This is a genomic window from Actinacidiphila glaucinigra, assembly GCF_035918135.1.
GTDB lineage: Bacteria > Actinomycetota > Actinomycetes > Streptomycetales > Streptomycetaceae > Actinacidiphila > Actinacidiphila glaucinigra.
This window is the reverse complement of sequence record NZ_CP109144.1, coordinates 2649290-2673324: the sequence shown is the minus strand read 5'-3', so window position 1 is coordinate 2673324 and position 24035 is coordinate 2649290. Positions and strand designations below refer to the sequence as shown.

Sequence of the window (24035 nt, the reverse complement as noted above, 5' to 3'; positions counted from 1 at the left end):
CCCGCGTGGTGCGCTTCCCGGCGCGTGCTCACGCCGCCGTACGGCGCACCGCGTCGCGCAGGACCGCGGAGCCGCCGCCGCGGGCGTACACCTCGCGCTGCCGGCGTGCGCCGGAGCCCTGCGAGGTCAGGCGGTCGACGCCGGCGCGCACGGTGTACAGGTCGCCCGCGTCCTTCAGGGCGTCCTCGACGTGGGCGACCAGGGTCTCGACGACGTCGTGCGCGCCCGCCGGGCGGAAGGTGCGCGGATCGAGCAGGGCGCCGTCCAGCCCGGAGCGGCTGGCGCGCCAGGAGGCGAGCCGGAGCAGGGCCAGGTCGTCGTCGGGCGCCGGGCGGCCGTCGGCCCACTCGCGGGCGGCGGTCTCGACCAGGCCGCGGACCAGCGCGGCGAGCACCACCGCGTCCTGGTACTCCGGGCACACGTCGCAGACGCGCACCTCCACCGTGGGGAACTTCGCCGAGAGCCGGGCGTCGAAGTAGAGCATGCCCTGGTCGATCAGGATCCCCGTGGCCAGCAGCCGCGACACCGCGGCGCGGTACCCCTCGGCGGAGCCGAAACCGCGCGTCGGGCCCGCGGTGGGCCAGCGGCCGAAGACCTGGTAGCGGTAGCTCGCGTACCCCGTGTCGGCACCCTGCCAGAGCGGCGAATTGGAGCTGAGCGCCAGCAGCGGCGGCAGCCAGGGGCGGATGCGGTCGACGACGGCCACGCCCTCCTCGTCCGACTCCACCCCCACGTGGACGTGGCAGCCGCAGGTCAGGGTCTCCTGCGCGGTGAGGCCGAAGGCCTGGGCCATCCTGCGGTAGCGGCCCCGCGGGGTGAGCCGGGGTGGCACCGCCACGGGGGAGGTCCCCAGCGCCGCCACCGCGACGCCCTCCGAGCGGGCGAGGCCGGCCGCCCTCCGGCGCCAGGCGCGCAGCTCCCCCCTGAGCTGGTCGAGGGTGACGCAGGGGGAGCTGTTCAGTTCGAGCTGCTGCTGCTGCAGCTCGGCCACCAGTTCCCGGGTCCAGGGGCCGCCGTCCAGCACAGCGTCCGCCACCGCGCGCGGTTCCCCGGACCGTGCGTCCACCAGGAGAAGCTCTTCTTCCACTCCCACGGTGCGTGCCACCCCCTTCCGATACCCGCTGAGTCCGCCGCTATCCGTCCGCGGGCGTCACTCGGCGGACAGCAGGTGGTCCATGGCCCGCCGGCACAGCGCTCCTGCCTCCTCGCCCGCCGTGGACGTCACGCTGAGGAACAGCCGCCCGCCCAGCCCCACCACGATCACCAGCGGCGCCCCGGACAGGCTGGTGTGCGCGGCGCCGTGGACGGCGGCCAGCCGCAGCGGCCCGTACGCCTCGGGGAGGTCCAGGCGCGTGTTGCTCACGGACACGTCGAACCGGGGGCCGCGCGACTCGCCGCGCCGCAGCAGGGCGCCGACGGCGCGGTGCGGGAGGAACGAGGTCAGCCGGAAGACGCGTACGAGCGGCCGCAGCTCCTGCGGGGTGAGCCGGGCATGGATCCCGGTCCTGGCCTCGCGCGCGGCCGCCCACAGGTCGTCCGCCGCGCCGTCCACGGGCACGACGAAGCTCGCCGCGTACAGGCCCATGGCCTCCCCGGGCGGCGGTTCGAGCACCCGGCGCAGGTCCGCGGCGACGGCGATCCGGGCGGGGCGGCCGGGCGCGGCGGCCCGTGCGAAGGCCGCGCACAGGGCGGCCTGCAGCGTCGCGCCCTGTGCCCGGCACCGCTTGAGCAGCAGCTCCGTCTCCTCGCGCTCCAGCGACCACGCGCGGTAGGCGAGCCGTCCGTCCCGGGGGTACGGCGGCCGTACGGGCCCGCCCAGGGCGCGGGCGGTCTTCAGCAGGTCCCCGGGGCGGGCGCGCGGGCCCGGGATCAGCTCGTCCGCGGGCGCCGCCAGCACCGGCACCGGGCCGGCACCGGACCCGTCCGCCCCCGCCCGCCGGTGCGCGCCGGCCGGCCCCGCGGGGCCGGGCGGGGGAGCGTCCGCCGGGTCCGGCCCGCCGAGGCGGGTCAGCAGGTCGCGCATGACGACGCCCGCGGACACGGCGTCGGCGACCAGGTGGTGGTAGACGGTGACGAGGTCGAAGGCCTCGCCCGCGTCGACGAGCACGAAGCGGGCGAGGGGACCGGTGCGGGTGTCGAAGGGCCGCGGGAGCTCCTCCTCCACCACGCGGGACCAGGCGTCCGCGCCGGCGTCCCGGACCACCCGCACCTCCGGGTCCGGCACCCCGGCCGTGGTCAGCCGTCCCTGCCACCACCCGGGGTCGGCGACACGGACGCCGAGCAGGGGGTGGCGTCGCCGGACGGCGGCCACGGCCGCGCGGACCCGCCCGGGCGTGGTGCGGCCCTCGACGCGGGCCACGGCGGCGATGTTGACCGGGAGCCGCTCACCGGCGGCCCAGATGACGCGTTCGTACGGGGACAGTCGGCGGCGCACGGGGTGCTCCCCCTTCCTCGCGGGGCGGTCAGCGGTTCAGTGCGGCGCGCAGCCCCTCGGGGAGCGTGACGGCGGGGCGGTACGGGAGCCGGCCGCCGGGGGCGCAGGTCCACGCGGGATGCAGCGCCTCGGCGACCTTGTCGGGGTTGAGCGCCGACGCGCGGCCGAACAGCCGCGCCGCGGCCATCGCCAGCGGCCCGGGGATGTGCACCACCCGCGGCGCGCGGCGGCCGAGCGCGGCCGCGACGGCGGCGCCGATGTCCTCCCAGCGGTGCTCGGTGCCGTCGCACACGTGGTAGGTGCCGACCTCCGTGGTGCCGGGGTCGGCGGCGGTGATCAGCGCCCGGCACAGGTCGTCGACGTGGATCAGCGAGTAGTGCCGCGGCCCGGGCCGGCCGACCGCCGGCAGCAGGCCCGTGCGCACCGCCGCCACCAGCCGCGGCAGGAACTCCGGGTCGCCGGGCCCGTAGACGATCGGCGGCCGGACCACGACCGCCGGCAGCCGGTCCGCGGCGTCCCGCACCGCCCACTCCCCGCCGAGCTTGCTGCGCCCGTACGCGGAGACCGGCTCCGGCGGCGCGTCCTCGTGGCGCCGCCGCCCGGGGCCGGAGGCGGCCAGCGACGAGCAGTACACCAGGCGGGGCGGTACGGCGAGCGCCGCGGCGGCCTCGCACAGCCGCCGCGTCCCGGCGGCGTTGACGGCCGCGTAGGCCCGCGGGTCGCCTGCCTTGGTGACCCCCGCCAGGTGGACGATCCGGTCCACGCCCCGCAGCGCGACGGCAAGCCCGGCGCCGGTGACGAGGTCGCCGGGGACGCAGCGGGCACCGGGCACGTCGCGGCCGCCGCGCACCAGCGCGGTCACCTCGTGGCCGCGGGCGGTGAGATGGCGTACGAGGTGGCCGCCGACGAAGCCGGTGGCGCCGGTCACGAGGTACCTCACCGCAGGCCCCCGCCCTCGCGCTCGAACAGCCGGTGCGTCCTGAAGTGCACCCCGCCCATGGCCTGCGCGTGCCGGTTGGAGCCGCGGTTGTCCTCCAGGATCCAGGACAGGTCGGTCTCGGTGTAGCCGAGCCGGAACGCGGCGCGCTGCGCGTCGGCGAGCAGCACCGCGACCAGCCCGCGGCTGCGGTGCTCCTTCCGCACGCCCGACGTGCCGCCCCTGACGCGGGTGATGCGCCCCATCGCCCGGCTGATCCGCAGCATGCCGATCGGCAGCCCCCAGGTGGTGAGCCTGCCCCGCGCGGCGCGCAGCGCCTGGTTCACGTCGGGCACCCACAGGGTGAAGGCGGCCGGCTCCCCGTCCACCTCGGCGATCCGCACCAGCTCCGGGTGGACGACCGACTTCAGCTGCGCGGCCATGTGCAGGAACTCGGCGTCGGTCAGCGGGACGGAGGCGTAGTTCTCGGCCCAGGCGTCGTTGTAGATGTCCCTGATGGCGGCCATGTCGTCCTCGTAGCGGTCCCGGTCGAGCGGCCGCACCCGCACGGCGGGGTCGGCCAGGGTGCGCGCGGCGACCCGGGCGATCGCGGCGGGCGGCTCGCCGTCCGGGGGCATCGGCACCAGCCAGGACAGCAGGTCCTTGGCCTTGCCGAAGCCGCAGCCGGTCAGCAGGTCCGCGTAGTACGGCGGGTTGTACGGGATGCCCACGCTCGGCGGCCCGTCGAATCCGTCCACGAGCACCCCGCACTCGTCGTTGACGGAGAAGCTGAGCGGGCCCAGCATCCGGGTCAGCCCGCGCCCGGCGAGCCACGCCGCCGCCGCGTCGAAGAGGGCCCCGGCGGCCTCGAGGTCGTCGGCGCACTCGAAGAGCCCGAAGTGACCGCACGTGAAGTCGTGCCGCTCCTGGAAGCGCGGGTCGGCGACGGCCGCGATCCGGCCGACGGTCCGGCGCCCCCGGCGGGCGAGGAAGAGCCGTGCCTCGGCCGTGTCGAAGAAGGGGTTGCGGCGCGGGTCGAGGAAGGCGCGCATCTCCCGCTCCAGCGGCGCGACCCAGTACGGGTCGTCGCGGTGGAGCGCGTACGGAAGACGGACGAAGGCCGTCGTGGCGGCGCGGTCATAGACGGGGGTGACGGTGACCGCGTTCACCGGGCCACCGCCTGGGCGGGCAGGTCCGGGACCAGGCCGACCCGGCGCCCGGCGGCGGCGAAGGCGTCCAGGATCCGCTCCAGGTGGACGTCGGAGTGGGTGGCCTGCACCGTCACCCGGATCACGCACCGCCCCTCGGGGACCGCGGGGGCCCCCACCGCGTTGGTGAACACGCCCTCGTCGAGAAGGGCCTGCCACATGAGCGCGCACGTGGTGGCGTCCCCGATGAGGACGGGCACGACGGGGGTGACCGAGTCCCCCGTGTCGTAGCCGAGCGCGCGCAGTCCCGCGCGCAGTGCCTCCGCCAGGGCGAGCACGCGCCGGCGCCGCCAGGGCTCGGCCGCCGCGATGCCGAGCGCGGCGATCCCGGCGGCGAGGGCGGCCGGCGGCATCGACGCGGAGAAGAGGATGGAACGCGCGCTGTAGCGCAGGTAGTCGATGACGTGCGCGGGCCCGGCCAGGAACCCGCCGGTGGAGCCGAAGCACTTGGACAGGGTGCCGGTGAACAGGTCGACCCGCTCCATGAGCCCGAAGTGCTCCGCGACCCCGCGCCCGCCCGGGCCGAGCAGCCCGATGTCGTGGGCGCCGTCCACGACGAGGCGGGCACCGTGCCGGGCGGCGAGCTCCGTCAGCGCGGGGAGCCGGCACAGGTCGCCGTCCATGGAGAACATCCCGTCGGTGACGAGGACCTTGCCGGCGGTCGGTTCGACGGCGGTGGCCTGCTCCAGGAGGATGTCCAGCCGCGCGGTGTCCGAGTGCGGGTACAGCACGCGGCGCCCGGCCCCGAGACGGATGCCGTCGACCAGCGAGGCGTGGTTGGACATGTCGCTGAAGACGATGTCGCCGCGGCCGATCAGGGCGGCCACCGCCAGGTTCGCCTGGAAGCCGGTGGTGACCACGGCGGCCGCCTCGGTGCCCAGGAAGTCCGCGATCCGCGCCTCCAGTTCGCCGTGGAGGGGGAGGGTGCCGTTGAGGGTGCGCGCACCGGAGCAGGACGCGCCGTAGCGGGTCAGCGCCTCGATCGCGGCCGCCGTCACCCGGGGGTCGGTGGACAGGCCCAGGTAGTCGTTGCAGCCCGCCATGACGACGTCCCGGCCCTCGACGACGGCCTCCCCGCCGCCCGTCATGTGCATGGTGCGGTAGAAGGGCCGGACGCCCGTCTCCACCATGGCCCGCACGAAGGTCGACGACGACAGGTCCTTGCGGAACGCGTCCGTGGCGTCCTGGATTTCGGTCACTGGCCTTCGGTCTCCCTTAGGTGAGGGGCGAGTGGATGGTCAGCCGGGCGATGTCGGCCATGCTCGGCCCGGCGTGCCGCACCGGCGGGGCGGCGGCCCGGGCGCCGGGCAGCTCGCGGGCGAAGGCCCGGGCGAACGCGAGCGCCTGCGCGCGGGCCAGATGGGACCCGAGGCAGTAGTGCAGGCCGCCGCCGAAGGCGAGCAGCCGCTGCGCCGGCCGGTCGGGGTCGAAGACGTGCGGGGCGGCGAAGCGCTCCGGGTCGCGGTGCGCCGCGCCGATGAGCGCGTGGACGACCCGCCCGGCGGGCACCGGGCGGCCGCCCAGTTCGGTGTCCGCGCCCGTCACACGGGTCACCACCCGTCCCGGCGGGTCCCAGCGCAGCAGCTCGTCCGTGAGCGGCCCCGCGAACCCCGGGTCCTGGCGGATCCTTTCGGCAAGCGCGGGGTCGGCGGTCAGTGCCAGCGCCGTCCCGGCCAGCAGCGCCGCCGTGGTGGGCACTCCCGCCGAGAACAGCGTCAGCAGCAGGTAGCGGGCCCCCGCCGGGTCCTCCGCGGCCCACCGTGACAGCAGGTCCTCCGCGGGGTGCCGCAGCCGCTCGGCCAGCGCGCGGTCGTACGCGTCGAGCAGGGCCAGGGCGGCGGCGTCCGCGCGCCGTACGACGCTGGGCGGCGCGGCGAGTTCCTCCACCCGCACCATGGCGGCGCTCTCGGCGGCGAGCCACCCCCGGTCGATCCACTCCGGCAGCCCGGTCATCTCCGCCAGGACCGCGGTGGGCAGCGGCCGGCAGACCCGCGCGACGACGTCCGCGGCGCCGTCGCGGCGCACGGCCGCGGCGAACTCGCCGACGTGGCGCCCGGTGAGCGGCTCCACGAGCCGTTCCGCCGCCTCCCGCACGACCCGGGGGGCCAGCACCGCGTTGAGCGGGCGGCGGCGCACGGTGTGCTCCGGCGGATCCTGCTGCAGCGGCGTCTCGCACAGCCCGACCGTGCTCGCGCTCTCCCGCCACCCGGGGCGGTGGGCGTCGCGCCACCGGGCCCCCAGGGTGAGCCATTCGCGCCCCGTCAGCACCTGCCGGCACTCCTCGTACCCGGTGACCAGGAACGCGCCCCACGGCGTCGGCACCAGCGGCCCCGCCGCGGCCAGCGCGTCGTACGCCGCGGCGAGCGCCTCCGGCTCCACGGCCCGGCGCCACTGCCGGACGAGGCCCGCCGCGGAACGCGCGTCAAGGGCGGTGGGCTTCGGGGGCAGCATCACGTGGCTCATGTGTCAGGAACGGACTTCGGCTCGGAGGCGGGCGGGACGCGTCGCGGGGCACGGCGCACGAGGCGGTGTAGGAGCGGTGTACGCCGGGCTGGCGGCGCCCCCGAGAGTGCTCTGCCGGAGGTGTTCCGATCCAGTCACACAGGCGCTTTTCACCCACCCGTGAACGTAATTCGCCTTTCCCTCACGCGGTCCGCTACGGTCGACCGTCCGTGTCCGGACCGCCCCGTGTCCCCCGCAGGTGGTTCGTGAGCGGCCCACGACACGGCCCAGGCACGTCGTCGCGGCAGCTCCTCGCCGGCCCCGTCACAGCCTCACCGACACCTCGACCTGGGTGTGGGTGACGACAAAGCCGTTGACATGCACTTTGATCACCGACATGAAGTCGTCCCCGTCCACGCGCCGAGCCATGTCGAGGAGCGGTGAGCGATCGGTCGCGGCGAGCACGGCCCCCTCCGTTCCGATTCCGTGCAGCCCCATGAACATCAGCAGGGTCCGGGCCTGGGACTGGTAGTGGCGGAACGGATTGGCAGCCTTCACGATGAGCGCGTAGTCCGCGGTGAGGGCACCTGAACCGTCGTACTCCGGGGCGTAGCTGCGCCCGTTCAGATGGATGGTGCGCCCGGCGGGGTCGAAGGATAACCCGGCGGGGCTGAGGGACCGGATGGCGCGCGCGGCCACCACGTTGGCCTTTCCGGACCCCAGGACGATGAGGTTCTTCGAGCGCAGTTCGTCATCGGAGACGTCGGTGCTGACGCGGAAGTAGTTCTGTGTGCGGAACCGTTGGAGGAGCGCCGTCGCCTTCACCAGGGCGCGTACCTCGCTGGCACTGCAGCGGGGCACGTCGTTGGCGTGCCGTGCCGCGCGGGCCGACAGGATGATCAGACTCTCCGCCCGGAAACGAAGCGCCTCCGCCCAGATCTTTCTGTAGCGCCTCGCCCGGAACCTCCACAGGGAGATCGCGATCGTGGCTCCGGCCAGTGAGTAGAGCAGACTCGAGATGATTCCGGTGGCTATAGAGGAGAATGCGGCTCCCACTGGTCGGCTCCTCCTGGGTTGCGTCTACGCGGTGAAGGTCTCTTCCATGCTGTTCCTGACCGTGTTCAGCAGGTGACGCGAGAATTCTCCGGCCTTTTGCTCGGACCGGGGGGAGCGGGAGTCGACGTAGTATTCGGTGGCGTCCAGGATGTGGTCGAAGACTCCGGGATCGGGCCCGTACTCGATGCCGTACAGCGAGCGGAATCTGGCCTGGGAGTCGGCGTCCTTCCTGTCGATGATGTCCGCGTAGTGCCGCAACGGACGCCGCTCGCCCGGTGAATGGGCCAGCCGTGCCTTGCGGCACCGGGTTTCGTGGCTGCAGGAGAGCCAGATCCTGAGCGCGCCCCGGGGGGCGAACCACGGGAGGGCCCAGGAGTCGAACACCGTGTTCTCCTGGATTTCGGCGAGGCGGGTCATCTCCGTGTCGAGCCATCGGTCCGGGTCTCCGGATTCGCGCATGCGGGCGACCGCGTCGAAACCGTCGCCCCAGATGTCGTGCCGCATTCGCGGAGGGATTCCGAGCCGTTGCATCAGGGTTTCGGAGGCGGATACATAACGGAAGCCGAGTTGCCGTGCGAGTTCCAGGCCGAACCGTGTTTTTCCGCTGGCTGTCAATCCGGAGATGACGACATTCAAGCTGGGGACTCCTCGGCTCGTCGCGTGCTCTTGCACCATAGTGTTCCCCAGGCGCGTCGCACGGCAGGCGTCCGACGTGGATTCGCACGACTTCGGTCGGCGGGCCGGGACGCGACGCCCCCGGCGGCGGATCCGGGCGCCTCCGTCCTCCGCCGCCCCCGGATCCCGGTGTCACTCCCGCTCCGCACGCCCCGCGGGCCAGGCGTTTCGGCGCGTGCCCGCGGCCGGAGGCCGGCACCTGCGCCCATGCCGAGGGCCCCGGAAACGGCCCCGGAAGGCGCCGCGCCCCGGGTCGCCGGGCCCGTGGGGCCCCGGGGTGGGGCGGGGGCGGAATAGCCCGGTGGGGCATCCGGTTGAAAGGGGTGGTTGAATAATCAACAAACATTGGTGAGACGACGGAGGAGAGTGAAGCCGGTGCAGTTCGGGATCTTCACCGTGGGTGACGTGACCATGGACCCCACGACCGGCAGGACGCCGACCGAACACGAGCGGATCAAGGCCATGACGGCGATCGCGCTCAAGGCCGAGGAGGTGGGGCTGGACGTCTTCGCGACCGGTGAGCACCACAATCCGCCGTTCGTGCCCTCGTCCCCGACGACCATGCTCGGGTGGATAGCCGCCCGCACGGAGAGGCTGGTCCTCTCCACCTCGACCACGCTGATCACCACGAACGACCCGGTGAAGATCGCCGAGGACTTCGCGATGCTGCAGCACCTGGCCGGCGGTCGCGTCGACGTGATGATGGGCCGCGGCAACACCGGACCGGTCTACCCCTGGTTCGGGCAGGACATCCGGCAGGGCATCCCGCTGGCGATCGAGAACTACGCGCTGCTGCACCGGCTGTGGCGTGAGGACGTCGTCGACTGGTCCGGCCGCTTCCGCAGCCCGCTGCAGGGCTTCACCTCGACGCCCCGGCCGCTGGACGACGTGCCGCCCTTCGTGTGGCACGGCTCCATCCGCTCGCCGGAGATCGCCGAGCAGGCCGCGTACTACGGTGACGGCTTCTTCCACAACAACATCTTCTGGCCGTCCGACCACACCAAGCGGATGGTCGAGCTGTACCGCACGCGCTACGCGCACTACGGCCACGGCACTCCCGAGCAGGCCATCGTCGGCCTGGGCGGCCAGGTGTTCATGCGGAGGAACTCGCAGGACGCCGTCCGGGAGTTCCGGCCGTACTTCGACAACGCGCCGGTGTACGGGCACGGCCCGTCGATGGAGGACTTCACCGAGCAGACCCCGCTGACCGTCGGCTCGCCGCAGCAGGTCATCGAGAAGACGCTGGGCTTCCGCGAGTACGCGGGCGACTACCAGCGCCAGCTGTTCCTGATGGACCACGCGGGACTGCCGCTGAAGACCGTGCTGGAGCAGCTCGACCTGCTCGGCGAGGAGGTCGTGCCGGTGCTGCGCGAGGAGTTCGCCAAGGGCCGTCCCGCGGACGTGCCGGAGGCTCCGACGCATGCCTCGCTGGTCGCGCGCCGTGACGCGCGGGCCCTGGAGGAGAAGGAGGCCGCGAAGTGACCGTGGCACCCCTGAAGCTGGTGGTCGTCTCGGCGGGGCTGAGCACGCCGTCGTCCACGCGGCTGCTCGGCGACCGGCTCGCCGAGGCCGTACGGCGGGCCGTCGCCGACGGCGGCCGTACGGTCGACGTCCGCGTGGTCGAACTGCGTGACCTGGCCGTGGACATCGCCAACAACATGGTCACCGGCTTCCCCGGCCGCGCCCTGGCGGAGGCCGTCGCGGCCGTGACGCAGGCGGACGGCCTGATCGCCGTGACGCCGGTCTTCTCGGCCTCGTACAGCGGGCTGTTCAAGTCCTTCTTCGACGTCATCGACAACGACGCGCTGTCCGGCAAGCCCGTGCTGATCGCCGCCACCGGCGGCACGGCCCGGCACTCGCTGGCTCTGGAGCACGCCCTGCGGCCGCTCTTCGCCTTCCTGCGGGCCGTGGTCGTCCCGACCGCCGTGTACGCGGCGTCGGAGGACTGGGGCGGCGGCGGCGACGCGCTCACCGACACCCTGCCGACCCGTGTCGCCCGCGCCGCGGGCGAGCTGGCGGCGCTCCTGGTGACACGGCCGTCGGCCCCCGTGACCGCGGTGGATACGGTCGTTCCGTTCGAACAGCAATTGGCCGCCCTGCGGCCCGAGTAGGAGAGACGATGGCACTGCGCGTCGCCGACAACCCCGGCAAGTCCCGTTTCGAGATCTTCGACGCGGCGGAGGAGGGCGGTGCCGAGGAGGTGGCCGGCTTCGCCGAGTACCACCTGTACAGGGACCAGATCGCGTTCATCCACACCGAGGTGGACCCCCGCTTCGGCGGCCGCGGCCTCGGCGGGGCCCTCGCCCGCGCCGCGCTGGACGCGGCCCGCGAGCGCGAGCTCGCGGTGCTGCCCTTCTGCCCGTTCATCCGCGGGTGGATCGGCAAGCACCCCGAGTACGTGGACCTGGTCCCGGAGGGCGAGCGCCCGCGCTTCGGCTTCTGAGGCCACCGGCGGCGGCGCCTGAGTCCGGGGGCGGCGGGGCAGGGCGGGCGGAATGGATCCGGTTGGTTGAATGTTAAATCGACTGTGCGGGCCCGGACCGGGCCCGCCGGGACCGCCGAGGAGGGCGTCATGCCTGCCGTGACCGTGGAGAACACCCTGCTGCTGCCCCGGGTCGCCGAACCCGACCCGGTGACCGCGCAGCAGCGCCCCGTCCGCCGGGTGACCTCCGCACCGCAGGGCTTCGAGGGCGAGGGCTTCCCGGTGTACCGCGCCTTCGCGGGCGTGCCGACGCGGGAGCTCGACCCGTTCATCCACATGGACCAGATGGGTGAGGTCGAGTACGCCCCCGGCGAGCCCAAGGGCACCGCCTGGCACCCGCACCGCGGCTTCGAGACCGTCACGTACATGATCGACGGCCGCATGGACCACCAGGACTCGCACGGCGGCGGAGGCACCATCACCGACGGCGCCACGCAGTGGATGACGGCCGGCAGCGGCATCCTCCACATCGAGGCGCCGCCGGAGGACCTGGTCGTCTCCGGCGGGCTCTTCCACGGCGTCCAGTTGTGGGTGAACCTGCCGCGGGCGAACAAGTGGAACGCGCCCCGCTACCAGAGCATCGAGGGCCCGGAGTCCGCGCTGCTGTCCTCGCCCGACGGCGGCGCGCTGGTCCGCGTCATCGCCGGCGAGGTCGCGGGCCACGCGGGACCGGGGAGCACCTTCACCCCGATCACGCTGGTCCACGCCACCGTCAGCCCCGGAGCGCGTCTGGCCCTGCCCTGGCGGCCGGACTTCAACGCCCTGGCCTACGTGCTGTCCGGGCGCGGCACCGCGGGCGCCGAACGACGCCCGCTGGACGCACACCAGATGGCCGTGTTCGGCAGCGGCGACACCCTGACCCTGGAGGCCACCGACCACCCCGACAGCCGCACCCCCGCCCTGGACGTCCTGATCCTGGGCGGCCGCCCGATCCGCGAACCGGTCGCGCACTTCGGCCCGTTCGTCATGAACACCAAAGCCGAGGTCATACAGGCCGTCGAGGACTTCGAGCGGGGCCGGTTCGGACTGGAGCCGGCCGGCCGCATGCCGCACACCGCACCCGGAGAGGAGCTCGCGTGAACACCGTCACCACTCAGGGGTCCTACGCCTCCCACGAGGAGACCACGGCGGAGCGCTGGGCGCGCGCCGGGCTCTACTTCGAGGCCAAGGAGTACACCGAGGCGGCCCGGCTGCTCACGGCCGTCGTCGCCGAGGTGCCCGAGCAGGTCGCCCCGCGCCTCCTGCTCGCCCGCGCCTACTACCACTCCGCCCAGCTCGGCCGCGCCGAGGAGCAGTTGCGCGTGGTCGTCGAACGCGACCCGGTCGAGCACTACGCGCACCTGATGCTGGGCCGCACCCTCCAGCGGCAGGGCCGCGAGGCCGAGGCCGCCCCCTGGCTGCGGCTCGCCGCCGCCTTCGCGGGGGAGCCGCTCCCGGAGGACTGAGCCGGTGCCGGGCCCCGGTGCGGGGCCCGGCGGCATCTCATGGCGCCGCCGTCCTAAAGGCTGGGCAAAGTGCCCGGCAGGACGGCGGCGCCGCGCATATGTTCCCCTGCGGCTTCGGCAACAACTACGGGGGGAAAGCCGTGTCCGAACGGTCAGGCATGTCGTCCGCGCTCGGCTGGGCGCTCACCATCACCTTCAACATCGTCCTGCCCGTCCTCACCTACGGCCGGCTCACCGACGCCGGCTGGAGCGAGTTCTCCGCCCTGCTCGCCTCCGGCGTGTGGCCGGTGCTCGACACCGCCGTCACGCTCGCCTGGCGGCGCAAGGCGGACGAGTTCGCCGTCATCACCCTCGTCTTCCTGGTGATCAGCGCGGTCGTAGCCGTCGTGGGACCGCACTCCACGCGCCTGCTGCTGGTCAAGGACTCCGCCGTCACCGGCCTGTTCGGGGTGGTCTGCCTGGCCAGCCTGCTCGCGCCGCGGCCGCTGATGTTCTACTTCGGGCGGAAGTTCGGCACCGACGGCACCAAGGAGGACGCCGAGCGGTTCGACGGACTGTGGCAGTACGAGGGCTTCCGCCATGTCATCCGCACCATGACCGTCGTCTGGGGCGTCGGCTACGTCCTGGAGGCCCTCACCAGGATCGGCCTTTCGTACCGGTTGTCGACCGCCACCATGGTGACGGTCAACTCGGTGCTGTCGTACGCCGTCACCGGTGTCCTCATCGCCTGGACGGTCCTCTACGGACGGCGTGCCGCAGCCCGCGGCAAGGAGCGGGAGCGGCAGGCCGCCGAGGCGGCGGCAGTGGCAGCCGCCCAGGGAGGTGCGGAGGAGGCCGCCGCGGCGCCCGGCGCACCGGGGGTCTGACGGCAGCGGCCGCGCAGGGCGCGTGTTCGGCAGTCCGGGCGGCTTCGGGCACCCTTGCCGCCGCGTCGGCCGGGCGGGTCGTGGCCACCGGACGGCCGTTGCCGGTAGACCGGCTGCCATGGACGGCGAGAGCGGGACCGAAGGGCAGCGGCGGCCGGTGGTCGCCACGGAGCGGGGCTCCGTGCGCGGGGTGACCGGGGAGCGGGGGGTGGCGGCCTTCCGAGGTATCCCCTACGCGGCGTCGCCGGTCGGCGCGCTGCGCTTCGCCCCGCCCGCACCGCCCCCCGGCCGGCCCGGCGTCCGCGACGCCGCCCACGCAGGACCCGACGTGCCGCAGGCGCCGTCCCGGCTGGCCGTCGTCACGGGCCCGCACGAGACGCACGGGGACGAGGAGGGCTGTCTCACCCTCAACGTGTGGAGTCCCGAGGGGGCGCTCGAGCCCGGCGCCGCCCCCCGGGCGGTGCTGGTGTGGTTCCACGGCGGCGGCTTCACCACCGGTTCGGGCGGCTGGGACTGGTACGACGGCGCGCGGCTCGCCGCCCTCGGCGGCATCGTCGTCGTCACGGCCAACTACCGCCTCGGCCCGCTGGGCTGGCTGTACCTGCCGGAGATCGGTGCGAACAACCTGGGCAGCCGGGACCAGGCCGCGGTGCTGTACTGGGTGCGCGACAACATCGCGTCCTTCGGCGGCGACCCGGCGCTGATCACGGTGGGCGGGCAGTCGGCCGGGGCGTACTGCGCGCTCTGCCTCGCCGTGGACCCCGGGACGCGACCCCTCGTCCGGCGGGTGATCGCCGAGAGCGGGCCGTGGGGGCTCGCACCGCAGGAGCCCGCCGAGGCGGCCGAGGTCGCCGCCGCCTATCTGCGCCTTCGGGGCGTCAGGCACCTCCCGGAACTGCGGGAGATGCCCGCGGAACGGCTGGTGTCGGCGTACGGGCGGCTGTCGGCCGAGCGCGCCCGGCCCGGCGAGGTCGGACCGCCGATGTACCCGGTGCTCGGCGGGGCCGGCCTGCCGATCGCCCCGTTGGCAGCGGTGGCCGCGGGCGGTCTGGACGGCACGGACATCCTGCTGGGCAGAACGCAGGACGAGATGACGGCCTTCCGCGCCGCCTCGCCGGTCTGCTTCCCCATGGAGGGCGCCACCGAGCGGGTCTTCGGGGCCGGGGTGACCGACATCGCGTCCCACTGCCCGGAGCGCGGCCGGCCCGCGTACGCCTACCGCTTCACGCGGCGCCCGCCCGGGGACGACGGCACCCTCGGCGCCACACACTGCGCCGAACTCCCCTTTCTCTTCGGTAACTTGGAGGCGTTCGCGGAGGCGCCGATGCTCGGCGCGGTGGACGAGTCCGACCGGGCCCTTGCCCGGGCCTTCGGCGGGGCACTCGCCTCGTTCGTGGCGACCGGCCGCCCGGACGGCGGGGCGGGTGAGGGGAGCGGGCCATGGCGGGCGTACCAGCCGGGGGCGGGCGCGGAGGTGCGCAGGTTCGGGCCGCCGGTGAGTTGACTCTTTCGGGGGATCGCACAGATATTCGAACACGGGATACGCTGCGGGCATGTCGACTTCAGACGATGAGCGAGACCTCTTCTCGGATCCCGACCGGACCGCGCCGTTCACGGTGCGCGGTCCGGCACCCGTCCTCGACCCGTTCCGGGCCGCCGGCTCCGCGAGTGCGGCCACAGGCCCGGCCGCACGTGCGGCGGACGGCCCGGGGAGCGGGGCCATAGCCCCGCTCCCCGGCGCCGAGGGCTGACCGCACAGCCTCCGGGCGGGCCTGCGCGGGCTTAGGGTGTGGGCACGCTCGTCGTCGAGGCCGTCGCGGCGATGTTCGGCGCCGGCGGTCCCTGAGCGGGCAGCCGGTATGCCGCGGCCCGGCCCCCGTGGCGTCGGGAGCCGGGCTGGAGCGTCCTCACGGGGTCCGCCGGGTCAGCGGCCCACGCCCGAGGGCTCGACCGGTGCGGGGGCGGTGGCTTGCCGTACCGGGGCGGGTGCGACACCTGCCTCGTCGTGGGTCATGTCCGGCAGCCAGCCGAGCCACTTGGGCAGGTACCAGTTGCGCTCGCCCAGCAGGGCCATCACCGCGGGGAGCAGCACACCGCGGATGACGGTGGCGTCGATGAGCACCGCCGCGGCCAGGCCCACGCCCATCTGCTTCATGCTCTGCATGGACAGCGTGCCGAAGATCGCGAAGACCGCCACCATGATGACCGCGGCGCTGGTGACCACACCGGCGGTCGTCGTGATGCCGTGCCGGATCGCGCCCTGCGTGGTCAGCCCCCGCATCCGCGCCTCGCGGATCCGGGAGACCACGAACACGTGGTAGTCCATGCTGAGCCCGAAGAGGATCACGAACAGGAAGAGCGGCAGCCAGGCCACGATGGCGCCCACGCCCTCGGCGCCCACCAGGCCCGCGCCCCAGCCGTGCTGGAAGACGATGGTGAGGATGCCGTAGGCGGCGCCCACCGACAGCAGGTTGAGCACGATCGAGGTGATCGCGATGGTCAGCGACCGGAAGGAGAGCAGCATCAGCAGGAAGGCGAAGGCCACGACGAAGGCGAACACCGGGGGCACCGAGTCGCCGATCTTGTCGGTGAAGTCCATCGACGCCGCGGTCGAGCCGCCGATCGGCGCCGTGAGGCCGGCCACCTCGCCCAGGGTGCCCGGGCGCACCTCGTCACGTAGGACCTTCAGCGAGGCCTCGGCCTTCTCCTCGTCGGTGCCGCCCGCCAGCGGCACCTTCAGGACGGCGACGCCCTCCTTCTCGTGGAGTTCGGTCTCCACCGGGCCGGGGGAGGCGCCCTCGGCCACAGCCGCCCGGGAGAAGGCGTCGATGGCCTGACGCACCTCGGGCGAGGTGATGTCCGAGGCCTTGACGACCACCTGGGCCGGGTCCGGGCCGCCCGGGAACGCCTTGTTGATGTCCTCGTACGCCCGGACGATCGGCAGGCCGTCACCCAGTTCCTGGCTCAGCGTCAGGTTCGCGGTGTTCAGGCCGACCGCGGGGACGGCCAGCGCGACCAGCGCCCCGCCGGCGACGGCCGCCGCCACCACCGGGCGGCGCAGCACGGCCCCGAGGATCGCCCGCCAGACGCGGGACTCCCCGCCCGTCCCCTTGCCCCGGCGGCGCAGGAAGGGGATCCGGCCCTTCTCGACCCGCTCGCCCAGCAGGGACAGCAGCGCGGGCAGCACCGTGACCGAGCCGAACATCGCCACGGCCACCACCATCATCGTGGCCAGGCCCATCGCCTTGAAGTCGCCGATGCCGGTGAAGAGCATGCCCGCCATCGCGACGATCACCGTCACACCGGAGACCAGCACCGCCCGGCCGCTGGTGGCCGCGGCGATCCGCAGCGCGGTCTGCGCGTCGTGGCCCGCCTCCCGCTCCTCGCGCTCACGCCGCAGGTAGAACAGGCAGTAGTCGACACCGACCGCCAGGCCGACCAGCAGCATCACGGAGTTGGCGGTGTCGCTCATGTGGACGGCGTGGCTCACGACGGCCACCAGACCGGTCGTCGCGAGGAAGGCCGTCATGGCCAGCAGCACCGGCAGCAGTGCCGCCACCAGCGCGCCGAAGGCGATCAGCAGGATGCCGAGCGCGACCGGCAGCGCCGAGTACTCGGCGCGCTGGAAGTCGCTGCCGAATGCGTCGTTGAAGACCTTCTCCGAGCTGGCCGCGCCGAACTGCTCGACCTTCAGGTCCTTGTGCTTGTCCTGGACGCCGCCCACGGCGTCGACGACCGGTTCGACCCGGTCGGGCGCCGTCTGCGGGTCGCCGCGCATGTCGAACCTCACCAGTGCGGACCGGCCGTCCTCGGAGATCGCCCCGACGTCGTACGGCGACTCGACGGAAGTGACCTCACCGGTGCCCTCGACCGCGGCGACGACCTCCCCGACCACGGCGCGGAACGCCGGGTCGGTGGCCTTCAGGGAACCCCCGGCCGCCTGGACCAGCACCATCTCGCCGGCCGGTCCGTCGTTCAGCCCCGCGTCGTCCAGGATGGCGACCGCCTGCCCGAACTCCCCGGGCACCTCCTCCCGGTCCGTCAGGTCGACCCGCCCGGCCATCGAGCCGATGACCAGCGCGAGTACGACGAAGAGCAGCCAGCTCCCGACCGCCGTCCAGCGGTGCCGGGCGCTCCAGCCGCCCATCGCGGCGGCGATGCCCTGCCCGCGGACCGTCCCCGCGGTACGTGCCCTGCCGTGTGCGCTTGCCACGGTTGTGAACCCCCTCGAAGCCGGGCGGTGGAACCTCACCACCGCCTCGCCCCCGACGCTATGGGCCCGCGGGACACCGCCCCATCCGGCTGACAGGTGAACCGGCGGTGGGTTTCTCCTCCCCAGGGAGTGGGGAAAACCCCCGCCCACGGGAGTGTTGCCCCCTACAACGACCGCCGTCCCGGTGTCCGGCCGCACGAGAACGGGATGCGGCCGCCCCATGTCTCCCCGTTAGGGTGAGCGGCACGCGGGGGCGGCTCCGTGGTGTGCCTCCTTCTCTGGCTCCTGTGCACAAGGAATTCCAGCGCACCCGCTTCCCGCCCTCGCTTCCCGCCCGGACCTGCCCTCCGGGAACCCGGCCCCGGATCCCGGCTACTGCCGGTAGCCGGCCAGGAAGCGGCCGATGCGGCTGATGGCGGCGTCCAGGTCGTCGGCGCGGGGGAGGGTCAGGATGCGGAAGTGGTCCGGGCGCGGCCAGCTGAAGCCGGTGCCCTGGACGACCTGGATCTTCTCGCGGAGCAGCAGGTCGAGCACGAACTTCTCGTCGTCGTGGATCCGGTGCACCTTCGGGTCCAGCCGGGGGAAGGCGTAGAGCGCGCCCTTGGGCTTGACGCAGCTGACGCCGGGGATCTCGTTCAGCTTCTCCCAGGCCTTGTCGCGCTGCTCGTGCAGCCGCCCCCCGGGCAGGATCAGGTCCTTGATGCTCTGCCGGCCGCCGAGCGCGGCCTGGATCGCCTGCTGGGCCGGGACGTTGGGGCACAGCCGCATCGAGGCCAGCATCGTCAGGCCCTCGAGATAGCTCTTGGCATGCTGCCGGGGCCCGGTGACGACCAGCCAGCCGGAGCGGAAGCCCGCCACGCGGTACGCCTTGGACAGTCCGCTGAAGGTCAGGCACAGCACGTCGGGGGCGAGCTGCGCCGCCGAGTGGTGCACGGAGTCGTCGTAGAGGATCTTGTCGTAGACCTCGTCGGCGAAGACGACCAGGTGGTGGCGGCGCGCCAGGTCGAGCATCCCTTCGAGCAGTGCGCGGGGGTAGACCGCTCCCGTCGGGTTGTTGGGGTTGATGATGACGAGTGCCCGCGTACGGCTGGTGATCTTGGAAGCGATGTCGTCGAGGTCGGGGAACCAGTCCGCCTGCTCGTCGCAGAGGTAGTGCACCGCCTTGCCGCCGGCCAGGTTCGTCACGGCCGTCCACAGCGGGAAGTCGGGGGCCGGGATCAGCACCTCGTCACCGTCGTCCACGAGGGCCTGGACGGCCATCTGCACCAGCTCCGACACCCCGTTGCCGAGGAAGACGTCGTCCACGCCGACGTCGGCGAGCCCGCGCTCCTGGTAGTGCTGGGCCACCGCCCGGCGGGCCGACAGGATGCCGCGCGAGTCGCTGTAGCCGTGCGACGCGGGGAGCGTGCGGATGATGTCCTGCAGGATCTCCTCGGGCGCCTCGAACCCGAACAGCGCCGGATTGCCCGTGTTGAGCCGCAGGACGCTGTGCCCCGCCTCCTCCAGCGCGTTGGCGTGCTCGATCACCGGCCCCCGGATCTCGTAACAGACGTCGGCCAGCTTGCCCGACTGCTTGTACTCCATGCGACGGCCTCCCGATCCGGTCCCGCGGTCCTGCCCGGTGCGCTGCTCTCCTTGGTTTTACCAAGTACGCGCTTGGAAAGTCCAACTCCTTGTCTACACTGGGGATCATGCCGCGCCGAAGTTACGACCAGTACTGCTCCGTCGCCCGGGCCCTGGACACCGTCGGGGAGCGCTGGACGCTCCTGATCGTCCGGGAGCTGCTGGCGGGCCCCCGCCGGTACACCGACCTGCACGCCGACCTGCCCGGTGTCAGCACCGACGTCCTCGCCTCCCGGCTCAAGGAGATGGAGCGCGACGGCCTGGTCACCCGGCGCCGCCTCGCGCCGCCCGGCGCCGCGTACGTCTACGAACTCACCCCGCGCGGCCGAGAACTGCTCGGCGTACTCGGTGCCCTCGCCGAATGGGGCGCGCCGGAGCTGCGGGACCCCCGGCCCACCGACGCCGTCCGCGCGCACTGGGCCGCCGTGCCCCTCATGCGGCACCTCGCCGCGCTCCCCGGGGTCCCCGCGGGGGTCGTGGAGGTCCGTCTCGACGAGGGCGCCTTCCACATCGAACTCGGCGGCGGGACCCCCTCGTACGCCGACGGCCCCGCCAAGCGCCCCGACGCGGTCGTGGCACTGCCTCCGGCAGCCGTCCGCGGCCTCGCCGGCGCCCTGCGGGACGGGGGCGCCGAGATCACCGGCGACGGCCCCCTCGCGGACGCCCTGCGCGGCGCATGAACCGGGGTACGGTGCCGGGCGTGGAGCGTCGCCGCGTGGAACTCGGCCGGGTCCAGGAGACCCTGCTCATACCGCTGCGGGCGCGTGCGGCCGAGACGCACCGCCGGCGTCCGCTGACCCGCGACCCCCGGTCGGTGGAGGTGGCAGAGGCCCTCGACCGCGACCTCACGCGCGTCGGCGGCCGGCTGAGGCTGCTCGGACCCGTGTTCCGCGGCGTCGTACTCGACGACTGGGTACGGGAGTTCCTGGAGGAGCACCCGTCGGGCACCGTCGTCGAGATCGGCGTCGGCCTCAACACCCGTTACGAGCGGCTCGACAACGGCGCCGCCACCTGGGTCGAGATCGACCTGCCGGACGTCATCGCGCTGCGCCGCGAGCTCTTCGCGGAACACGACCGCCGCCGCATGGCCGCGGGCTCCGCGGCCGAACCGGACTGGGCGGCGGCCGTCGCGGCCGCCCCCGGCCCGTACCTCTTCGTCTCCGAGGCCGTGCTCATCTACCTCACCGAGGACGGCGCCCGCTCCGCCGTCGACGTCATCCGCGACCGGTTCCCCGGCTCGGTCCTCCTGATGGACACCGTCTGTTCCGCGGAGGCCCGCCGCCGGCGCGCCGTCAACGTCGGCTGGAGCTGCGACGACCCGGGTGAACTGGCCGCCTGGGGGCTGCGGCTGCGCGACTCCCGCACCCTGTGGGACCTCCCGCCGCAGGCCCGCGCACGGCTCACCCCGGGGCGCCGCCTGCTGAGCGGGCTGCTCGACCGCGCCTCGCGCGGCGGGGGCTCGCGGCTGAGTTGCTTCGACGTCGACGGGCTGTAGGCCTGCTCGGGCGGTGGCTGTGCCGGCGTGGGCAGTTCGGCTGTCCCTCCGTCCGGCGCCCTTCGGGCGCAAAGCGGCTGGCTGCGGAGGGAAGGGTGGGGGCGGGCCCTCGCGGCGGTGTGCGGGCCGGTGGTCGGCGGGGGGTTCAGGCTCCGGAGCGGTTTGCCTTTGCAGGTGGCGGGGGCTCGTGGCCGTCCGCGCGTACAGATGGTCCCTTCCACGCCCATTCCCGGTGGTGGGCGCGCCCGCCGTGACCTGCGTCTGCGGCTATTCGGGGTGCTGTCTAGCGGTCCACGGGAGATCGGGCTCGCTTTCGCCGACTATGTCGGCGGAGCAGGGCCCGAGCGGGTCACGGCGGGCGCGCCACCCACGAACGGTTAGCGTGGCAACCGGCCGTCTGTACCCGCGGAGGGCGATGAGAGGGAACCGTACGAGCAACCGGCCCTGCTCCAGCGCCTGAACCCCCGCCACCAACCGAGCCGCACCGCGTCGAGGGGAGCCGCCCCACCCTCCCCTCCGCAGCCCGCGTCTGTGCGCCCGAAGGGCGCGAGACGAACCCGCACCCACCGGTACCACCACAGGCCCCGCGTCCTCGGCGCCCCTCTAGGGCACCGGCGGTACGGGGCCCCAGACCGGCGGCACGGCCGGGCCGCGCCCGCTGCGGCGGGCGGCCCGCGCCACGATGCCCAGCACCAGGCCGGTGACGGCCGACGCGAAGCCGAAGAGCGCCGCCAGGGCCAGCAGCAGGGGCCCGGTACGGTCCTCCAGCACGCGGGCCCGGACGCCCGCGGCGGGGAGTGTGCCCGACTGCTCCCGGACGAAGTAGCGGGAGTCCATGGAGTCCGCGCGGTGGTCGCCCAGCAGGAACAGCCGCCCCTCGGGCACCGTGATGTCGAACGCGGGCGCCCCGCCGGACGGATCCCCGTCCTTCACGTACGGCTCGGACAGCTCCTCGCCGTTCACCGTCACCGGTCCGCCGCGCCGCTCCGCGACCCGGTCGCCGCCCTTGCCGATCACGCGCTCGAGCACCGGCCCGCCCTGGTAGCGGCTCTGCCCGTCGATCAGCACCACGTCGCCGCGGCGTACCTCGTCCGCCCCGATCCGCTCGAACAGGAGCCGCTCACCGGGGGAGTAGGCGGGCTCCATGGCCGCGCTCGAGACCGTGCCCGTCGTGTAGCCCGTCCGGGACGTCACCACCGCACCGGCCACGAGCACCAGCCCCACCGGTCCGAGCACCCACGCCGCGATGCGCCGCCGTCTTCCCGCGTCCGTCATGGCCCCTCCCGAGAGTCCGTGTACGACGACGGTAGGACACCGCCCTCCCGCCGGAACCATGGCCCCCCGGGCACCGCCCCGGTACCGTCGACGGGGAGCACCGGGGGGTGGGGGATGTCCGCTACGCACGTCCGCGCGCAGGTGGCGCCCTTCGCCACCGCGCCGGTGCTCGGGGTCGCGGCCGCGGTCGCCGCCGTACTGACGGCGCTGTCCGGCCGCTACGGCTTCCACCGCGACGAGTTGTACTTCCTCGTCGCCGGCGACCACCCCGCCTGGGGCTACGTCGACCAGCCCCCACTGACCCCGCTCGCGGCCCGCCTGTCCACCGCGGTCTTCGGCGACACGCCCACCGGGCTGCGGGTGGTGGCCAACCTCGCCTGCGCCGCGACCGTCGTGACCGTCGCCTCCGTCGCCCGGGAACTGGGCGGAGGGCGGGCGGCGCAGGTGCTCGCGGCGGCGTGCACGGCGGTCTCCGGATTCGTCCTCGCGGTCGGTCACCTGGTCTCCACCGCCACCTTCGACGTGCTCGCGTGGGTGGTCGTCTGCCGGCTCCTGCTCAGGCTGCTGCGCACCGGCGACCGCCGCCTGTGGCTCGCGGTGGGCGCGGCCCTCGGCGTCGGCATGCAGAACAAGTACCTGGTCGCCCTGCTCGCCCTCGCCCTGCTCGCGGCGCTGCTCGCCACCGGCCCCCGGCACGCGCTGCGCGGCTGGTGGCCGCTGGCCGGAGCCGCCGTCGCGCTCGCGGTGGCCCTGCCCAGCCTGTGGTGGCAGGCGGCGCACGGCTGGCCCCAGCTGACCGTGGCGGGCGGCATCAGCGCGGACGACGGCGCCGAGAACCGCGTGATGTTCGTGCCCCAGCAGATCGTCTTCCTCTCACCGGTGTTCGTCCCCGTGTGGATCGCGGGCGGGCTGCGGCTGTGGCGCGATCCCGCGCTGCGGTGGGCGCGCGCGTTCGTCCCGGCCTACCTCCTGCTCGCCGTCGTGGTCGTCGTCTCGGGCGGCAAGCCGTACTACTGCCTGCCGTTGCTGCTGGTGCTGCTCGCCGCGGGCTGCGTCACTTCCGTCTCCCGGCCGCGCGCCATGTGGCCGGCCGTCGCGGTGACGGCGGTCATCAGCGCCCTGATCTCGCTGCCGGTGCTCCCGCCGGGCGCGGTGGGGGCGGTGAACGGCGTCAACAAGGAGCAGGGCGAGCAGATCGGCTGGCCGCAGCTCGCCGACGCCGTCGCCGACGCCTGGTCCGGTGTCCCCGCCGCCGACCGGCCCCGCGCGGTCGTGTTCGCCCAGAACTACGGCGAGGCCGGCGCCCTGGCCCACTACGGTCCCGCCCGCGGCCTGCCCGCCCCCTACTCCGCCCACATGAGCTTCGCCGACTGGGGCCCGCCGCCCGACTCCGCGACGGGTCCCGTGCTGCTGGTCCGCCAGAGGGAGGCCGACGGCCTCGAACGGTACTTCGCCGACTGCCGCCAGGTCGGCAGCGTCGACAACGGCCACGACGTCGGCAACGAGGAGCAACTCGCCGCGATCGTCCTGTGCGCCGCCCCGAACGCGCCCTGGTCACAGCTGTGGTCATGGTTGCGCCACTACTACTAGGCCGTGTCGTCACATGAGCTCCCCCAGCTTGTGCTGGGAGGTGCCCCCACCGCCCGGAGGGCGGGCTCGGCGGTTCCCGCAGCTTGCGCTGGGAGGTGCCCCCAGTGCGGCATCGCAAGGCGGAGAGTCGTCCTTGTAGTGGGCTACTCGGACGATTCGACAACTCCCCCTGGCCGAAGGGGGGGGGAGTGCCGTGCCTGGGGGCACCTCCCAGCGAAGCTGGGGGAGCGCCGCGGGGTGGGGGCACCCCCGGCCGAAGGCTGGGGGAGGGCGTTTGACGACACGGCCCAGGCCCGTGGTACCCGCGGCGCCCGC

The 24035-nt window shown here is 74.0% G+C and carries 22 protein-coding genes; 11 read left to right on the top strand and 11 right to left on the bottom strand.

What is annotated here, in order from left to right; all coding sequences use genetic code 11:
- Nucleotides 1-28: 28 nt before the first annotated feature.
- The 8 genes from OIE69_RS11725 to OIE69_RS11690 all read right to left on the bottom strand — a co-directional run bounded on the left by OIE69_RS11725 (nt 29) and on the right by OIE69_RS11690 (nt 8692).
- Nucleotides 29-1105 carry a carboxylate-amine ligase gene (locus OIE69_RS11725; protein ID WP_326571914.1) on the bottom strand — a complete coding sequence of 359 codons (1077 nt, stop codon included), beginning with the start codon at nt 1103-1105 and terminating at the stop codon, nt 29-31.
- Nucleotides 1106-1150: 45 nt separating this feature from the next.
- Complete coding sequence (locus tag OIE69_RS11720; protein WP_326571913.1) at nt 1151-2434, bottom strand: condensation domain-containing protein; 1284 nt, start codon at nt 2432-2434, stop codon at nt 1151-1153.
- Nucleotides 2435-2462: 28 nt separating this feature from the next.
- Complete coding sequence (locus OIE69_RS11715) at nt 2463-3374, bottom strand: NAD-dependent epimerase/dehydratase family protein (protein WP_326571912.1); 912 nt, start codon at nt 3372-3374, stop codon at nt 2463-2465.
- Complete coding sequence (locus OIE69_RS11710) at nt 3371-4519, bottom strand: GNAT family N-acetyltransferase (protein WP_326571911.1); 1149 nt, start codon at nt 4517-4519, stop codon at nt 3371-3373. The genes OIE69_RS11715 and OIE69_RS11710 overlap by 4 nt, the downstream gene beginning before the upstream one ends.
- Nucleotides 4516-5757 carry an aminotransferase class I/II-fold pyridoxal phosphate-dependent enzyme gene (locus OIE69_RS11705; RefSeq protein WP_326571910.1) on the bottom strand — a complete coding sequence of 414 codons (1242 nt, stop codon included), beginning with the start codon at nt 5755-5757 and terminating at the stop codon, nt 4516-4518. Before OIE69_RS11705 ends, OIE69_RS11710 begins: the two co-directional genes overlap by 4 nt.
- A 16-nt stretch (nt 5758-5773) precedes the next feature.
- Nucleotides 5774-7021, bottom strand: a complete 1248-nt coding sequence (locus OIE69_RS11700; RefSeq protein WP_326571909.1) for a cytochrome P450 — start codon at nt 7019-7021, stop codon at nt 5774-5776.
- A 303-nt stretch (nt 7022-7324) separates the two neighbouring features.
- Nucleotides 7325-8056 (bottom strand): hypothetical protein, encoded by a 732-nt coding sequence (locus OIE69_RS11695; RefSeq protein WP_326571908.1) that lies wholly within the window; start codon nt 8054-8056, stop codon nt 7325-7327.
- A 24-nt stretch (nt 8057-8080) separates the two neighbouring features.
- Nucleotides 8081-8692, bottom strand: a complete 612-nt coding sequence (locus tag OIE69_RS11690) for a hypothetical protein (protein WP_326571907.1) — start codon at nt 8690-8692, stop codon at nt 8081-8083.
- 414 nt (nt 8693-9106) lie between these two features.
- On the opposite strand from OIE69_RS11690, the gene OIE69_RS11685 reads away from it, so the two are divergent.
- From OIE69_RS11685 to OIE69_RS11650, 8 genes are all read left to right on the top strand, one after another.
- The gene (locus tag OIE69_RS11685) at nt 9107-10213 is read left to right on the top strand and encodes an LLM class flavin-dependent oxidoreductase (RefSeq protein WP_326571906.1); all 1107 of its coding nucleotides are present in this window, start codon (nt 9107-9109) and stop codon (nt 10211-10213) included.
- Nucleotides 10214-10215: 2 nt separating this feature from the next.
- Complete coding sequence (locus OIE69_RS11680) at nt 10216-10842, top strand: FMN reductase (RefSeq protein WP_326581092.1); 627 nt, start codon at nt 10216-10218, stop codon at nt 10840-10842.
- 8 nt (nt 10843-10850) lie between these two features.
- The gene (locus OIE69_RS11675; RefSeq protein ID WP_089222942.1) at nt 10851-11174 is read left to right on the top strand and encodes a GNAT family N-acetyltransferase; all 324 of its coding nucleotides are present in this window, start codon (nt 10851-10853) and stop codon (nt 11172-11174) included.
- Nucleotides 11175-11303: 129 nt separating this feature from the next.
- Nucleotides 11304-12293 carry a pirin family protein gene (locus tag OIE69_RS11670; RefSeq protein ID WP_326571905.1) on the top strand — a complete coding sequence of 330 codons (990 nt, stop codon included), beginning with the start codon at nt 11304-11306 and terminating at the stop codon, nt 12291-12293.
- Nucleotides 12290-12658 carry a tetratricopeptide repeat protein gene (locus tag OIE69_RS11665; protein ID WP_326571904.1) on the top strand — a complete coding sequence of 123 codons (369 nt, stop codon included), beginning with the start codon at nt 12290-12292 and terminating at the stop codon, nt 12656-12658. Before OIE69_RS11670 ends, OIE69_RS11665 begins: the two co-directional genes overlap by 4 nt.
- 140 nt (nt 12659-12798) lie before the next feature.
- Entirely contained in the window at nt 12799-13524 is a 726-nt protein-coding gene (locus OIE69_RS11660; protein ID WP_326571903.1) for a VC0807 family protein, read from the top strand.
- 118 nt (nt 13525-13642) lie between these two features.
- A complete protein-coding gene (locus OIE69_RS11655; protein WP_326571902.1) occupies nt 13643-15028 on the top strand; it encodes a carboxylesterase family protein in 1386 nt (461 codons plus the stop codon).
- Between the two features lie 49 nt (nt 15029-15077).
- Nucleotides 15078-15275 carry a hypothetical protein gene (locus OIE69_RS11650; RefSeq protein WP_326571901.1) on the top strand — a complete coding sequence of 66 codons (198 nt, stop codon included), beginning with the start codon at nt 15078-15080 and terminating at the stop codon, nt 15273-15275.
- 173 nt (nt 15276-15448) lie between these two features.
- Here OIE69_RS11650 and OIE69_RS11645 read toward each other — a convergent pair whose 3' ends face one another.
- On the bottom strand, nt 15449-17671 hold the full coding sequence (locus tag OIE69_RS11645; RefSeq protein WP_326581090.1) for an MMPL family transporter: 2223 nt from the start codon (nt 17669-17671) through the stop codon (nt 15449-15451).
- A 438-nt stretch (nt 17672-18109) separates the two neighbouring features.
- Nucleotides 18110-19321, bottom strand: a complete 1212-nt coding sequence (locus tag OIE69_RS11640) for a pyridoxal phosphate-dependent aminotransferase (protein WP_326571900.1) — start codon at nt 19319-19321, stop codon at nt 18110-18112.
- A gap of 107 nt (nt 19322-19428) precedes the next feature.
- Between OIE69_RS11640 and OIE69_RS11635 the strand changes: the two genes are divergently transcribed.
- Together OIE69_RS11635 and OIE69_RS11630 are read left to right on the top strand one after the other, a co-directional pair.
- Complete coding sequence (locus tag OIE69_RS11635) at nt 19429-20040, top strand: winged helix-turn-helix transcriptional regulator (protein ID WP_392567492.1); 612 nt, start codon at nt 19429-19431, stop codon at nt 20038-20040.
- 20 nt (nt 20041-20060) lie between these two features.
- Complete coding sequence (locus OIE69_RS11630; RefSeq protein WP_326571899.1) at nt 20061-20855, top strand: class I SAM-dependent methyltransferase; 795 nt, start codon at nt 20061-20063, stop codon at nt 20853-20855.
- Between the two features lie 603 nt (nt 20856-21458).
- Here the strand turns inward: OIE69_RS11630 and lepB are convergent.
- Nucleotides 21459-22130, bottom strand: a complete 672-nt coding sequence (lepB, locus tag OIE69_RS11625; RefSeq protein ID WP_326571898.1) for a signal peptidase I — start codon at nt 22128-22130, stop codon at nt 21459-21461.
- A 114-nt stretch (nt 22131-22244) separates the two neighbouring features.
- Here lepB and OIE69_RS11620 point away from each other — a divergent pair, with 114 nt between their 5' ends.
- Nucleotides 22245-23720, top strand: a complete 1476-nt coding sequence (locus tag OIE69_RS11620; protein WP_326571897.1) for a glycosyltransferase family 39 protein — start codon at nt 22245-22247, stop codon at nt 23718-23720.
- The last annotated feature ends 315 nt before the right edge of the window (nt 23721-24035 follow it).